A 14786-nucleotide genomic window follows, 5' to 3' on the forward strand; every position below is an offset into this window, starting at 1 on the left:
TCCGCGACCGGCTGGTTTACTGCGAGCCTTCATGACTTGTACGGACCCGCACCATGACCAACATCGATCTCGCTGATACCAGCCTGCCTGACAGCCACTACCAACTGCTGACGAGCGCCCTGCCCGCCTGGCTCGGCAATGCCTCTGCCGGCAAACGCCAGGCGCTTGCCAGCATCCAACCGCAACCGTTGCCGGGCAGCGCCGAGCAGCGGGCGGCGCTCAGACGGTTGACCGGCGCCCACTGGGATGCACAAAACAGTGTGGACCGGGCATTGCAACACCTGCAGGACGTCAAGACGTTCGCCACCCCGATCCTCGAGCAGGCACTGAAAGCCGAGTTCGGCCTGGAACTGGACGTCGACGCCACGTTTGTACGCCTGTATATCCCCGACAGCGTCCCATGGTTCTCGATACGCTCCGGCGCCGCTCGAACCTGGACCGTCTCGCTGCTCGACGCCGCCCTGCATAACTTCGAACACAAAGAAACGCTGGCGGACGCCTACGAGCCGGCCTCGACCTTTATCACGCGCCCCTCAGCCAGCGGGCAGTTCGACACCTTGCCGCAAATCAAGCGCGTAATGTCAATTTCGGCGTTCGCCAGCCTGTGCCGCGACCTGGATATCGGTGCCCTCTACGCCCGCTACCTCGACGAGGAGTTGGGGGTGTCCAACCCGGTGGCCACCGCAGTACTGCGCCTGAAGGTCGACGCCAGCCACAAAGCCGCCCTGCAGGTGGCGCTGCAACTGGCCCGTATCCAGGGAGATATCAGCGAGGACTTCGGCACCGTTATCGAAGGGCTGATCGCAGGCACACCCCACCCAAGGCTCGATGACCAACCGTTGCTCTGTCACGATTTCAGGATGATGGACATTCCGCTCACGGGTATCCAAGTGTTTGCCCCCGACCTGGAAGTTCCCCGGTCGGCCCAGCGCCTGGTGGCATACATTCCAGATGATCCACAGCACCCACTCAAGGAATATGCCTCGTCGCTGGCCTTCATGCAGGAACTGATACGACAACTGCGTGATCGCGACTATCAAACCTTCTTCAGCCGCTTTGTGCCCCACGCCTCTCGCGGGGTGTTTTTTTCCGGCCTGGGCCACCGCCTGGCGCGCATTACCTGGCATCCACCCGTCGAGGGCAGCAGCGAGGCCCCCTGGCGCAGTATGCCTACCGACGATCCCCAACTGCAGTTTGACGCCGTGCCGATCTCGGGCGACCCCTGGTTGCATCTGTATCAGCAAAAACTCGACAAGATGCTCAATGATGCCCGCACTCTTGCCGTCTCCACCGCTAGTGTCGACCGTGAGGCACGCTGGCGGCTTTGGGATTCCTTCGTCGATGTTGCATCTTCGATCCTCAACTCCGCATTGATGGTGGTAGCGCCCTTTGTCCCGGGGCTGGGCGAGTTGATGATGGGCTACATGGCCTATCAGCTGCTCGAGGATGTGTTCGAAGGTATTGTCGATTGGGCCGAAGGAGAGGGCAAGGTAGCCCTGGGTCATTTCCTGAGTGTGCTGGAGTCCCTGGTGCAGTTGGGCGCATTCGCCGCGGGCAGCCAGATTGGCGCGCCTCTGTTGCGCAAGGCATTGCCCCAGGAAGTACTCGCCTATATCGACACATTCAAACCCGTCAGCCTGGCCAATGGTGCCAAGCGTTACTGGAAACCGGACTTGAAGCCCTATGAGTACCCAGCCTCGCTACCACCGCGCCTGGGTATCAACGAGCTGGGCCTGCACGAGACAGGCGGGGAAAAAATCCTGGCGCTGGAAGACAAACTGTACAGCGTGGAAAAAGGCCCGGACAGCGAGTTTTATCAGATCAAACACCCGACCCGCCCCGAAGCCTACCGCCCGATCGTACGACACAATCAAGCTGGCGCATGGCACACCGAACTCGAACAACCTTTGCAGTGGGACAAAACCACGCTGCTGCGCCGGCTAGGGCACAGCGTCCAGGGCTTGAGCGAGGCGGACCGGGAATTGGCTCTGCATATCAGCGGCACGGATGAACAGGTCGTACGCAAAATGCATGTCAACAGCGAACGGCCGACACCGCTGCTGGACGATACCTTGAGCCGCCTGCGCATTGACCGCAACATCCAACGGCTCATCGAGCAGCTACGCAGTGACGACCCGACGGTGTATCACCAAATCGATCCACAAGACACCTTGCAGCTATTGACCACTCACGGCCCGTGGCCGCCCACCAAAGCCTTGCGCATCATCAATGACAAGGGGCAGACCGCCTGGGAATTCGGGGACAAGAGCATGCCGGCGATTCAGGTGTACGAATCCCAGTTGGACAATGGCGACTTGCTGAAAACGGTCTTGCGCGGCCTGACCACCGAGGAGATCCGCACGCAGTTCGGTGAGCGCGCCAGCGACCCAGAGCTGAGCCTGGAACGCCGCGCCCACCTGCTGCGCCATAAGCTGGCGGATATTGCCGATCACCAGCGCAACGCGTTGTTCGAATCGCGGTATGCGCCACTGCAAGCCTCGACCGAGCCGCTTACCCAGCAAGTGCTCAGCACCACGCCCGGGTTGCCCGCAAGCGTTGCGCGAACCCTCGTGAGCGAGGCGAGCGGCGCAGAACTTGAAGCGCTGCACGAGCACAAGACGCCGCCGCGCCTGGCCGAACTGGCACGCACCGCACTGAATGAAGTACGGCTCAACCGTGCCTATGAGGGCCAGCACCTGAATGCGCCGGCCTCGGTGGACACCGATCGCCTGGCACTCGACTCCCTGCGCACACTGGCGGGCTGGTCGGGCGAGGTACAGCTCGAGGCCCGTCACGACTCGCTGACCGGGCCAACCTGGCTGAGGATCGGCCCAGATGACGCGCCTATCCATCGCACGTTGGTGCGCACCGAAGCGGGTCGATACCAGCCGTACGATGAACAGGGTGCCCTCGCCAGCGAGACTGACCTGTATTCAGCCATCTTAAGTGCCCTGCCCGACCAGCAGCGTGACCAGCTCGGCCTGGGCCTTTACCAAGGCGCACAACTCAAGCAACGCTTACAGCAGGCGCCCCTTCCCCGCAACGAACTACGCGTACTGCTCACGACTGATCACGAGCCCGGACAGGTGATTGAAACCCTGCGCCTGTTAGGCAGCGACGACGGCTATCGCGCCCAGGTGCCTGCGCCGCTGGGCGCTGCGAACCTGCATCAACGCGCACGCGACCTATACCCAGGGCTTGCCGACCATCAATTGACCACCCTGCTGAATCACTTGCAATCACAGCCCGGCGGTGCACTCGCCGGCCTGGAAGCGCTGGGCATCGAATACCGCCAACTGGAACGCGACCTGAATACCTGGCAACGCAACATCCCCTCTCAAAACCCCGAGAACGGCTCTGCACTCAGCTTGCGCCAGCGCCAGTACGAACAACGCAATCGCGAGCTCATCGCCCGCGAACTCAAACGCTGCTGGCGCAGGGAATTGCCCATCGATGATTACTTCGAAGACCCCGCACGCGACGGCCACCGGCTGAACCTGCATTATCATATTCGCGGCGAACTGCCGCGGCTGTCCGCCAACTTCGATCACGTATCCATGCTGACCCTGTCAGGCAACAACCACACGCAGGGAGCAGCCGCGTTCCTGGGCTACTTTGCGCGGCTGCGTCATTTGGCCGTTGACAATCTGCCCTTGGGCGACCTGCCACCGGCGATATTGCAGATGCGCAACTTGAACGTACTGAGTCTGAGGGAGTGCGCAATTCGCCTGACGCCGCACAGTCAGGCCCGGCTCGCCTCGATGACCCAGCTGAAAACCCTGGACCTGCATAAAAATCCCTTGGGCCGCGTACCCAGTGTGGAGGCCATGCCCGAACTGCATACCCTGGACCTGTCCGACACCGGCATTGATCGCATCCCCCCGGGCCTGCTCACCCGCAACGATCTGGAAGCGGCGTTTCTCAGCGACAACCAGATCAGTGAATTGCCTGCAACACTGTTCGATCTGCCACCGAATAAAAGCGTTGCGTTCGACCTGTCTGGCAACCCGCTCTTACCGACCACCCTTGAGCGTGTCAAAACCTACTACCAGCAGCACGGTGTTTACTGGGAGGCCGATGCCCTTGCAGTAGACGTGCGCGATGCGAAGCAGTTGTACCCTTCGCTGGACGATAACCAAATCAACCAGTTGATCTACAGTTTACCCGGCGACCTGGAAGCAGGTAGGCGCGAGCTGGCACGGCTGACCGGTGAATTGGACACCTTGCAACTTGAGCTCAACGACTGGGCACAGCAACCGCAGATACAGCCTGTGGAAAGCAACCGCCGCACCGCACTCAAGGCGCTGCTCGAAAAAAGCTGGCGTCGGGAATTGCCCCAAGACACTCAATTCGTCCACACCCTGGACATCCCTCAGTCTCTCGCGGGCGACCTGCCCACCCTCAGTGCGCGCTTCAAGCATATTGGCTCGCTGACGATCAAAGGCAGCGGCCTCCCGATGGGCTCAACCGCCTTTATCGATAGTTTCCCGGCCCTCAAGATCCTCGACATCGACAACGTCAGGCTCGGTGATATCCCACCCTCGGTGCTCAACCTGCCAGAACTGGAAATACTGGGGCTGCCACGCTGCTCAATCGAGCTGAGCCCCGCCAGTCGGGAGGGGTTACACGGCATGAACAGCCTCAAGTACTTGAACCTGGACCATAACCGCCTGGGACAACTCCCGGATTTCAGTCGCCTGCCCGGCTTGAGCCATATTTCACTCAAAGAAACAGGACTGACGCAGATACCGCCGGAGCTGCTGAGTAACCCACCCCGCCAGGCGCTGAACTTGAGCGCAAACGCCATTGAACAACTGCCCGACGAGCTTTTTGCGCTGCCGAGTTCACTCACCAGCGCACTGGACCTTTCCGGCAACCCATTGACCCCCACGACCCTGGAGTTGATCAAAACCTACTGCCAGCGCACCGGCGAAAGCTTCGCCGCCCAGGCATCCGCGGAACAACGCATGCGTACTCAGCGCCTATACCCCACCTTCCTGGAGGACGAGGCAGACCGCTTTATCTTCCGCCTACCCGGCGACATGGCAGCGGTCGACCCGACGTTGACACGCCTGGAAGCCGAATACGAACAACTGGGCAACGACCTGCAACTGTGGGTGCAGGATGTTCCGGATCGACACCCGATCCTGGATGTACCCCTTGACGAGCAAACCCGTGCCCTGGACCAGTTGTCGAGACAGAAATTCAAGACATTGCTGGAAGAAGCCTGGCGGCGCGAAAGTGCCCAGGACGAAGAGAGCGTAGGCGAAGAACTGAGCCACACGGTGCAATCGGATACACCGATACTGGGCGAGCTGCCGCAGTTGAACGCCAACTTCAACCACGTGACCTCGTTCGAGCTGACCGGAAACGGCACCACCACCGGCGTCGACGGCACACTGCGCAATTTCAAGAAGCTGCAATCACTGACACTCACCAAATGCTCGCTGGGCACGCTGCCTGAGTCGATCCAGTACATGCCCAAGCTGTCCAGCCTGGCCATGGAGGAGTGCGCAATCCGCTTGACACCCGAGACCCGCGGAGCGCTGGCGCATCTGACCCAGCTTGAGTTCCTTGACTTGAGTAACAACCCCTTGGGCCACGCCCCTGACATCAGTTCGCTGCGCCAACTGGCCTCGCTGCACCTGAGTAATGCGGCACTGAGCGAAGCCCCTGAAGGCGTGTTTCGCCTGGATGAATTACACACGCTGGATTTAAGCAATAACGGGATCAGCGAGATATCGGCGGACTTGCTGGACACCCGAGCAGCGTTCAATGAGGACTGCGACCTGAGCGTTAACCCGCTATCGCCAACAAGCCTGGGGCGTCTGCGCCAGTATTACCAACGCACAGACATCGACTTCCAGGTCGAAGCCGCCAGAGTGGATGCTCAAGGCACACCACTGGTGGTGACTTATCCTGAACCAGAAGAAGACTGACGGGTTGATCAACCGCGCTCGGACGGCACCGAAGACAGTTCAAAGGGGCTGCTGCTGCGCCGCTGGTTGCGATCTTCACGAGGGGTTGCGCCGAAGAAGTTGCGGTAGGCGCTGGAGAAATGCGGCCCAGAGGAGAAGCCGCACGACAGACCGATCTGAATGATCGACTTGCTGGTTTGCATCAACATCTGGCGCGCCTTGTTCAGGCGCAGTTCCAGATAGTACTGGCTGGGAACGCGGTTGAGGTATTGCTTGAATATTCTTTCAAGCTGTCGTCGCGACACGCAGACATGCTGGGCAATCTCGTCGGTGGTCAGCGGTTCCTCGATATTGGCTTCCATCAGTAAAACCGCCTGGGTCAGCTTGGGATGGCTGGAACCCAGGCGGTTCTGCAGCGGAATGCGCTGGCGCTCGCCGCCTTCGCGGATGCGCTCCACCACCAGTTCTTCGGACACCGCACCAGCCAACTCGGCACCGTGGTCACGGGCCAGCACTGCCAGCAGCAGGTCGAGTACCGACATGCCACCGCAGGCGGTCAGGCGATCACGGTCCCAGTCGAATAAATGGCTGGTGGCGATGACCTTGGGAAAGCGTTCGGCGAAATCATCCTGCCAGCGCCAATGCACGGCGGCGCGGTAGCCATCCAACAGGCCAAGCTGGGCCAGCGGGTACACACCGGCAGACAAACCGCCGATCACACACCCTGACCGGACAAGCTGCTTGAGGGCGGTACTGAGCTGGGAAGCGATCGCAGTGGGCGGCTCATCCGCCAGCAGGAACAGCTTCTGGAAACCTTCGAGCTTGCCGGCCCACGCCTCGCCGGGCAGTTGCCAGGCGCCTGGGGTTGCCGGCTCGGCGAGCAAAAATGACAGCTCGTAGACCACGTCCGGATGCACCCGCTGGGCAACGCGCAAGGCCTCCTCAGCCAGCGCAAGCGTGAGTGCTTTAGTGCTGGGCCAAATCAGGAAACCAATTTTGTGGGCGGTCATGGAGTGCTATCCGAAGCGAGTAACAGTAATGAAGACAAGGGCCAATGCTAGCCCGGAAACCAACACAAATCTCAAAAACAATGAAGATCCAATGTGGGAGGGGGCTTGCTCCCGATAGCGGTACATCAGATACACAAGTGCTGACTGACAGTCCGTCATCGGGAGCAAGCCCCCTCCCACAGGGGAAATTATTTCAAGCTACCGGACAAGAACTGCTGAAGACGCTCGGACTGCGGGTTCACTAGCACTTCCCGTGGGTTGCCACGCTCTTCAACGATACCTTTGTGCAAAAACACCAACTGGTTCGACACTTCACGGGCAAAGCCCATTTCGTGAGTAACCACTACCATGGTGCGGCCTTCCTGGGCCAGGTCCTGCATCACCTTGAGCACTTCGCCCACCAGCTCCGGGTCCAGCGCCGAGGTAGGCTCATCGAACAGCATCACCTCCGGCTCCATCGCCAGGGCACGGGCAATCGCCACGCGCTGCTGCTCGCCACCGGACATATGCCCGGGGAAGGCATCCTTACGATGACCCACGCCAACCTTGGCCAGGTAGTGCTCGGCCTTTTCACGCGCGTCTTTCTTCGACATGCCCAGCACATGCACAGGGGCTTCCATCACGTTTTCAAGCGCAGTCATGTGCGACCACAGGTTGAAATGCTGGAACACCATGGACAGGCGCGAACGCATGCGTTGCAGTTGCTTGGGGTCGGCGGCCTTCATGGCGCCGTCCTTGTTGGCCACCAGCTTCAGCTCTTCGTTATTGAGCAGAATCTTGCCGGCGTGGGGCTGCTCCAGCAGGTTGATGCAGCGCAAAAAGGTACTTTTGCCCGAACCACTGGAACCGATGATGCTGATCACATCACCCGCCGCGGCGGCCAGGGACACACCTTTGAGCACTTCATGACTGCCATAGCGTTTATGCAGGTCTTGGACTTCAAGCTTGTACATGCGGTCGGTTCTCACAAAAACAGGTGGTCAGTCGTTGAGCAAGCGCCCGTGACGCAGCGCTTCGCGCCCCGCCACCTTGGCCAGCCAGAAACCCGCTTGGGCATAACGTAGCCGTTCAACGGCAAACAACACCCCCGAGGTGCCCGCGCAGACGGTGCTCACGCGGTCTTCCAGGGGATTAATCACTTCAAAAATCGGCTCGCCGGTTTCCACCCAGTCACCCGCCTTACGCAGGTAACTGATCACCCCGGCGTGGGGTGCAAAGAGTAACTCAGTGCCTTCGAAGGGCACGCCTTCGCAGGGCTCATGTTGCGGCGCCGGCCACTCACCCTTGATCAGCCCCTGTTCGGCGAGAAACGCCAGGATGCCTTCGGCGTGGAAGATAGCTTCGTCGCGGCCGGTATCGGCCTGACCGCCCAGCTCCAGCGTCGTCGCCAGGCAGGCCAACGGGATCTGCGCCTCAGGGAATGCCTGGGACAAACGCAACCACGGCAGCGAGCAGGCTTCATCGAACGAACTGCCGCCGGAATCTTCAGCCAGCAGGCCGACCTTCACATTCAAGTGCGCCGACAACGAGCGCCACTGCGGCCAGTGCTGGGGCAGTGCGTACATGTGCAGCGCAGCTTCGGCGTCGCAATGCAGGTCAAGCACCACATCGGCAGTGCAGGCGTGGCTCAGCAGGATGCGCTGCATGCCTTGCAACTGGCTGCTCGGCTCGGGCAAGGCGTTGAGCGTATCGCTCATGGCCTGGCGGATCATACGCACATTGGCGTGGGGATCATCCCCGAGCTTGCCATCGAGCAAGGCCGCAACCGGCTCGCTCAACTCGACAAAATCACGGTTGAAATTCTTGCCGCTGCCCACCTCGAAACGCCCTTGGTGGCTGCCTTGCAACAACTGGCCGAGACCCATCGGGTTGGCTACGGGCACCAGCTCGATCACGCCATTAAGGGCGCCCTGCTGCTCCAACTCGGTGAGGCGCTTTTTCAGCTCCCACGCGGCACGCATGCCAGGCAGTTCATCAGCGTGCAGGCTGGCCTGGATATAGGCCTTGCGCTCGCCGTTGCCGAAACGGAACACGCTCAGTTGGCGTTCGCAACCCAGGTGCCCCCAAGGCAACAGATGATCGATACGTTCCATATCAGTGCTTCCGTGGAGCCAGGTAGCTCAGCCAGCGGCGCTCGGCCAACTTGAACAGGCGCACCAGGATAAAGGTCAGGCACAGGTAGAACACGCCGGCGGTGATATAGGCCTCAAACGGCAGGTAATACTGGGCGTTCACCGTGCGTGCGGCACCGGTGATGTCGATCAAAGTGACGATGGACGCCAGGCTGGTGGTCTGCAGCATCATGATCACTTCGTTGCTGTACTGCGGCAGTGCGCGGCGCAGGGCTGACGGCAGCAGGATGCGGCGGTACAACTTGTAGCGCGACATACCCATGGCCTTGGCCGCTTCGATCTCGCCGTTCGGCGTGGCCTTGAGGCTGCCGGCAATGATCTCGGCGGTGTAGGCGCTGGTGTTGATGGCAAATGCCAGGCATGCGCAGAAGGTCGCGCTGGACAGCAGCGGCCACAGGAAACTCTCGCGTACCGCTTCGAACTGCGCCAGGCCGTAGTAGATCAGGAACAACTGCACCAGCATTGGCGTGCCACGGATCACATAGGTGTAGAGCCAGGCCACGCCGTTGACGATCGGCTGCTTGGACACCCGCATCAAACCCAGGGGCAACGCGGCGAGCAGGCCGAAGAACAGCGAGATGGCGAGCAGTTTCAGGGTGGTCAGCAAACCGCCAAGGTACAGCGGCATGGCCTCCCAGATGACGTTGTAGTCGAAGATCATAGATCAGCCGCCCTTACGCCTACCGAGTAGCGCTTCTCAAGATAACGCAGGGCAAGCAACGACACGCTGGTGATCACCAGGTACATCGCCGCCACGGCGAGGAAGAAGGTAAAAGGCTCGCGGGTAGCATCTGCCGCCTGCTTGGCCTTGAACATCATGTCTTGCAGGCCCACCACCGAAATCAGCGCGGTGGCCTTGGTGAGTACCAGCCAGTTGTTGGTAAAGCCGGGGATCGCCAGCCGAATCATCTGCGGCACCATCACCCGGAAAAATACCTGGAAGCTGCTCATGCCATACGCAAGGCCGGCTTCGGCCTGGCCTTTGGGAATGGCCATGAAGGCGCCACGGAAGGTTTCCGAGAGGTAGGCGCCAAAGATGAAACCCAGGGTGCCGATACCGGCGGCCAAGGGGTTCAAGTCGATATAGTCGTCATAGCCGAGCATCGGCGCGACGCGGTTCAGCAGGTCCTGGCCGCCGTAGAAAATCAGCAGAATCAGCACCAGGTCGGGGATCCCGCGGATCACCGTGGAGTACAGGTCACCCAGCCAAGCCAACCAGCGCACCGGCGACAGGCGTAACGCGACCCCGATCAGACCCAGAACAATGGCCAAGGCCATGGACGACAAGGCGAGCTGAAGCGTCAACCATGCGCCATCGAGGATAACGGCCCCGTAGCCTTTCAACATGATTCAGGTCCTCGAAAAGGGGGATGAAAAAATGGCGCAAACTTCAGGAATTCTGGTGCTTGCGCCATTTCGGACAGACAGCTGCGATGAGTTACTTGGCGTCAGCGCCGTAAATATCGAAGTCGAAGTATTTGTCCTGGATTTTCTTGTATTCGCCGTTGGCACGGATCGCAGCGATGGCAGCGTTGATGCGGTCCAGGTTTTCCTTGTCGCCTTTGCGTACCGCGATGCCTATGCCGTCGCCGAAGTATTTGGCTTCGGTGAACGACGGACCTACAAACGCGTAGCCTTTGCCGGCGTCGGTTTTCAGGAAACCGTCCTGCAGTAAGGTAGCGTCAGCCACGGTACCGTCGAGACGACCGGCAGCCACGTCCAGGTAAATTTCGTTCTGGGTGCTGTAACCCTTGATATCCGCACCTTTTGGCGCCAGGACTTCCCGAGCGAAACGGTCATGGATTGAGCCACGCTGTACGCCGATCTTCTTGCCTTTCAACTCATCCAGGCTGTCACTGACTGCAGTGCCGTCTTTCATCACCAGGCGCGCCGGGCTCAGGTAGTAGCGGGTGGTGAAGTCCACGGATTTCTTGCGGTCATCGGTGATGGACATGGACGACAGGATCGCGTCGATCTTGCGCACTTTCAACGCTGGGATCAGGCCATCGAATTCCTGCTCGACCCACGTGCACTTGACGTCCATCTGCTTGCACAAGGCATTGCCGATATCGTAGTCAAAACCGACGATGCTGCCATCCGGCGCCTTCGAGGCAAAGGGAGGGTAAGCCGCTTCGATACCAATTTTCAGTGGCTTGCCTTCGGCGAAAGCCTGCATGGACAGCACGGACAGCGCCAGGGCGCCCAACAGCACGAGTTTCTTCATCTTGGGACTCCATCGGTATAGGGCAAAAACAGCAGTATGAGCCATGGCCCACGATGCGGCGAAGGTGTAACCGAATAGCGGTGCTGCGTCCTGCGCGGGCGACACCTGCGACGACGAGCGAGTGATCGGCATTCTAACGACAGCCCGGAAGCCGATATTTCCTCAATGCGACAACAATTTACAGAAGCACCGAGAAAGCGGTTCCAGCACATTGACAGCCTCTGGATTTTATGCAGAGACAAAAGATATTAAACCTGATGATGCTGCAAATTGCGGGCCTATTATTCGCAAACCCTTCTAGCACGGCAAGTCTGGCGTTTAATCTAATTTCCTGGGGTGTCTAAAACGCGGTTTTTAGGGGCGTCGGCGTGGTCCATTGCCTCAAGTTTGGGCGAGGGGTTACACATTTGCACCTGTCGGTAACATTCAGAAACGTCCTACCGTGAAAACCGATATTTATTGGGCTGGTCGTTGTGCCGGCCTACCAGACGACCACCGATATTCGCCATGAAGTGCAATGCAAATGTGGGAGCGGGCTTGCTCGCGAAGGCGGTGTGTCAGCCTGCTAATCTTTAGCTGATGTACCGCATTCGCGAGCAAGCCCGCTCCCACATTAGCCCGCGTCGTATTCTAAGCCGCACAAAAAAGCCCCACCCGGCTTACACCAAATGGGGCTCTGTCTCACAAACCCCGCCTTACGCGACGTTCATGGTCTTGTGCGTCTCAATCAAATGCGCCACCACACTCGGATCCGCCAGGGTGGAGATATCCCCCAGCCCATCGTATTCAGCCGTAGCGATCTTGCGCAAAATGCGCCGCATGATTTTCCCCGAGCGCGTCTTCGGCAGCCCCGGTGCCCACTGGATCACATCCGGCGAAGCAATCGGGCCGATTTCCTTGCGCACCCAGTTCTTCAGCTCCAGGCGCAGCGCTTCGTTCGGCTCTTCGCCATTCTTCAAGGTGACATACACATAGATGCCCTGCCCCTTGATGTCGTGTGGCACACCCACCACCGCCGCTTCGGCGACTTTCGGGTGGGCGACCATGGCGCTTTCAATCTCGGCGGTACCCATGCGGTGGCCGGACACGTTCAACACATCATCCACACGGCCGGTGATCCACCAGTAGCCATCTTCATCGCGACGGGCGCCGTCGCCGGTGAAGTACATGCCGCGGAAGGTCTTAAAGTAGGTGTCGACGAAACGGTCATGGTCGCCGTACAGGGTACGTGCCTGGCCAGGCCACGAATCGAGGATCACCAGGTTACCTTCAGCGGCGCCTTCGATGATGTTACCGAGGTTGTCCACCAGCGCCGGCACCACACCGAAGAACGGCCGTGCGGCTGAACCCGGCTTGAGCGCGTGGGCACCTGGCAGCGGGCTCATCAGGGTGGCGCCGGTTTCGGTCTGCCACCAGGTGTCGACGATCGGGCAACGGGATTGGCCGACATTCTTGTAGTACCAGTCCCAGGCTTCCGGGTTGATCGGCTCGCCCACCGAACCGAGCAGGCGCAAGCTGCTGCCATCGGCGCCTTCGCAGGCGGCGGTGCCGGAGGCCATCATGGCGCGAATCGCCGTCGGTGCGGTGTAGAGGATGTTGACCTTGTGCTTGTCGACGATCTTTGCCACCCGGGTGATGTCCGGGTAGTTCGGCACACCTTCGAACAGCAGCGTAGTCGCGCCATTGGCCAGCGGGCCGTAGACGATATACGTGTGGCCGGTGACCCAGCCGACGTCGGCGGTGCACCAGTAGATTTCGCCCGGGCGGTAGTCGAACACGCGTTCGTGGGTCAGGGCAGCATAGAGCAAGTAGCCGCCGGTGGTGTGCTGCACGCCCTTAGGCTTACCGGTTGAGCCGGAGGTATAGAGGATGAACAGCGCTTCTTCGGCGCCCATCTCTTTGGGCGCACACACGGTGCCCGCCACTTTCATCAAGTCTTCGTACCAGATGTCGCGATGCTGGTTCCACTTGATCGCGCCATTGGTGCGCTTGCACACGATGACCTTCTGGATGCTGCTGGTTTCCGGATTGGTCAGGGCGTCGTCGACGTTGGCTTTCAGCGGAATCTTCTTACCGGCGCGGATGCCTTCGTCAGCGGTGATCACCACTTTCGACTTACAGTCGATAATGCGACCGGCCAGGGCTTCCGGGGAGAAACCGCCAAACACCACAGAATGAATCGCACCGATGCGGGTGCAGGCCAGCATGGCGACCACAGCTTCAGGGATCATCGGCATATAGATAGTCACCACGTCGCCGCGATGCACATCCTGGCCACGCAGGGCGTTGGCGAACTTGCAGACTTCTTCATGCAGCTCGCGGTAGGTGATGTTGCGGCTCTCTGCAGGGTCATCGCCCTCCCAGATGATCGCGATCTGGTCGCCACGCTCGGCGAGGTGACGGTCCAGGCAGTTGTAGGAAACGTTCAGGGTGCCATCGGCGAACCATTTGATATCGACATGGTGGTCGTCGAAAGAGGTCTGCTTCACCGCGGTGAAAGGCTTGACCCAGTCAAGGCGCTTGGCTTGCTCGCGCCAGAAGCCATCGGGGTTGACCACCGACTGCTGGTACATGGCCTTGTAGGTTGCCTCGTCGGTCAGCGTGTTGGCTGCTACTTCGGGGCGAACGGGGTACAGGGAAGCCGCACTCATCTTTCTTACCTCGGTGACATAGTTGTTGTTGTATGGCCCCTGTTGTAGCCGGGGTGGGCCTATAGAACCATTCGACGATGGTAGTAACAAGACCCTACAAATTGCCCTGCTATGCCGGTTTACTGCTCTGGCCCGCGGCCTGCGGCGCTTTACGCCTGCGTAAAAAAAGCATGACCACGGGATTGTTACAAAAACCGCCAATAGTGTTTATCAAAAGCACGGGTATATGAATATAACCTGCAGGCTTAGAATCACTTCCGCCAACCAAGGCATCGTGATTAACCAAGTTACAGCCCCCACGAAGGCACGTTAATCCGAACTTCCCAACTCTTAAGTTACACACGCGGCCTCACAAGGGCCCCGTGACCCCTTTCGCCCTGAAGAAGGTAATGAAGAAATGAAAGCGTTATTAGTTATGGCCCTCAGCAGCTTGTGCGCCACCGCCGCCCTGGCCGACGAAGCCCCGACTGAGCTGGCCAGCCACAACGCCCCAATTGTTGAGGATTACACCTACAGCACTCACTTGGATGTCGCCAAAGTATTGTCCATGAGCAGTATTCCGGAAGTATGCGAAGTTGTGCCGGTAAAAATGGAATATGAAGACTCACAAGGTCAGCGTCATATTCTCAACTATCAAGTAATGGGCAACGGTTGCTCTAACGGCTAACAACTTCTCACGCTGGATTCTTACTTGCCGCAAGAAATTGTTCTTGCGGCCAAGAACCGGCCCTTGGAACAAATCGGTTCAAATGTGAGAGAGCTTGCTCCCGCTAACGGTGTCAGTCATCACCCAGCCCCAAGCCCTCCCTTCCTTCTCTCAAAAAGCCTTCCCCTGCCCCCCCACAATAAAT

General features: G+C 59.5%; 9 protein-coding genes. 2 read left to right on the plus strand and 7 right to left on the minus strand.

The window, feature by feature from the left end:
- The first annotated feature begins 53 nt into the window (after nt 1-53).
- Nucleotides 54-5939, plus strand: coding sequence for a dermonecrotic toxin domain-containing protein (locus JFT66_RS28810; RefSeq protein ID WP_198860573.1), 5886 nt, complete (start codon nt 54-56; stop codon nt 5937-5939).
- Nucleotides 5940-5947: 8 nt separating this feature from the next.
- Here the strand turns inward: JFT66_RS28810 and argR are convergent, their stop codons facing one another.
- The 7 genes from argR to acs all read right to left on the minus strand — a co-directional run bounded on the left by argR (nt 5948) and on the right by acs (nt 13935).
- Nucleotides 5948-6928: a transcriptional regulator ArgR gene (gene argR / locus JFT66_RS28815; protein WP_153839987.1), complete on the minus strand. Its 981-nt coding sequence runs from the start codon at nt 6926-6928 to the stop codon at nt 5948-5950.
- Nucleotides 6929-7116: 188 nt separating this feature from the next.
- On the minus strand, nt 7117-7881 hold the full coding sequence (locus JFT66_RS28820) for an ABC transporter ATP-binding protein (protein ID WP_003214336.1): 765 nt from the start codon (nt 7879-7881) through the stop codon (nt 7117-7119).
- 27 nt (nt 7882-7908) lie between these two features.
- Entirely contained in the window at nt 7909-9021 is a 1113-nt protein-coding gene (locus JFT66_RS28825) for a succinylglutamate desuccinylase/aspartoacylase family protein (RefSeq protein ID WP_198860574.1), read from the minus strand.
- Between the two features lies 1 nt (nt 9022).
- Nucleotides 9023-9721 (minus strand): ABC transporter permease, encoded by a 699-nt coding sequence (locus JFT66_RS28830; protein ID WP_034119440.1) that lies wholly within the window; start codon nt 9719-9721, stop codon nt 9023-9025.
- On the minus strand, nt 9718-10407 hold the full coding sequence (locus JFT66_RS28835) for an ABC transporter permease (protein WP_032886746.1): 690 nt from the start codon (nt 10405-10407) through the stop codon (nt 9718-9720). Before JFT66_RS28835 ends, JFT66_RS28830 begins: the two co-directional genes overlap by 4 nt.
- A gap of 91 nt (nt 10408-10498) precedes the next feature.
- Nucleotides 10499-11284, minus strand: a complete 786-nt coding sequence (locus tag JFT66_RS28840) for an ABC transporter substrate-binding protein (RefSeq protein ID WP_153839988.1) — start codon at nt 11282-11284, stop codon at nt 10499-10501.
- Nucleotides 11285-11979: 695 nt separating this feature from the next.
- Nucleotides 11980-13935, minus strand: coding sequence for an acetate--CoA ligase (gene acs / locus JFT66_RS28845; RefSeq protein WP_005790645.1), 1956 nt, complete (start codon nt 13933-13935; stop codon nt 11980-11982).
- A gap of 397 nt (nt 13936-14332) precedes the next feature.
- On the opposite strand from acs, the gene JFT66_RS28850 reads away from it, so the two are divergent.
- A complete protein-coding gene (locus JFT66_RS28850; RefSeq protein ID WP_034119437.1) occupies nt 14333-14602 on the plus strand; it encodes a DUF2790 domain-containing protein in 270 nt (89 codons plus the stop codon).
- The last annotated feature ends 184 nt before the right edge of the window (nt 14603-14786 follow it).

It is taken from the genome of Pseudomonas sp. MF6755, from assembly GCF_016405635.1.
In the GTDB taxonomy this organism is placed as follows: Bacteria; Pseudomonadota; Gammaproteobacteria; order Pseudomonadales; family Pseudomonadaceae; genus Aquipseudomonas; species Aquipseudomonas haemolytica.

What these genes read in the sequence shown, in the direction of transcription:
- argR (WP_153839987.1), bottom strand. Translation starts at nt 6,928, where the DNA reads ATGACCGCCCACAAAATTGGTTTCCTGATTTGGCCCAGCACTAAAGCA.
- JFT66_RS28835 (WP_032886746.1), bottom strand. Translation starts at nt 10,407, where the DNA reads ATGTTGAAAGGCTACGGGGCCGTTATCCTCGATGGCGCATGGTTGACG.
- JFT66_RS28820 (WP_003214336.1), bottom strand. Translation starts at nt 7,881, where the DNA reads ATGTACAAGCTTGAAGTCCAAGACCTGCATAAACGCTATGGCAGTCAT.
- JFT66_RS28825 (WP_198860574.1), bottom strand. Translation starts at nt 9,021, where the DNA reads ATGGAACGTATCGATCATCTGTTGCCTTGGGGGCACCTGGGTTGCGAA.
- JFT66_RS28810 (WP_198860573.1), top strand. Translation starts at nt 54, where the DNA reads ATGACCAACATCGATCTCGCTGATACCAGCCTGCCTGACAGCCACTAC.
- acs (WP_005790645.1), bottom strand. Translation starts at nt 13,935, where the DNA reads ATGAGTGCGGCTTCCCTGTACCCCGTTCGCCCCGAAGTAGCAGCCAAC.
- JFT66_RS28850 (WP_034119437.1), top strand. Translation starts at nt 14,333, where the DNA reads ATGAAAGCGTTATTAGTTATGGCCCTCAGCAGCTTGTGCGCCACCGCC.
- JFT66_RS28830 (WP_034119440.1), bottom strand. Translation starts at nt 9,721, where the DNA reads ATGATCTTCGACTACAACGTCATCTGGGAGGCCATGCCGCTGTACCTT.
- JFT66_RS28840 (WP_153839988.1), bottom strand. Translation starts at nt 11,284, where the DNA reads ATGAAGAAACTCGTGCTGTTGGGCGCCCTGGCGCTGTCCGTGCTGTCC.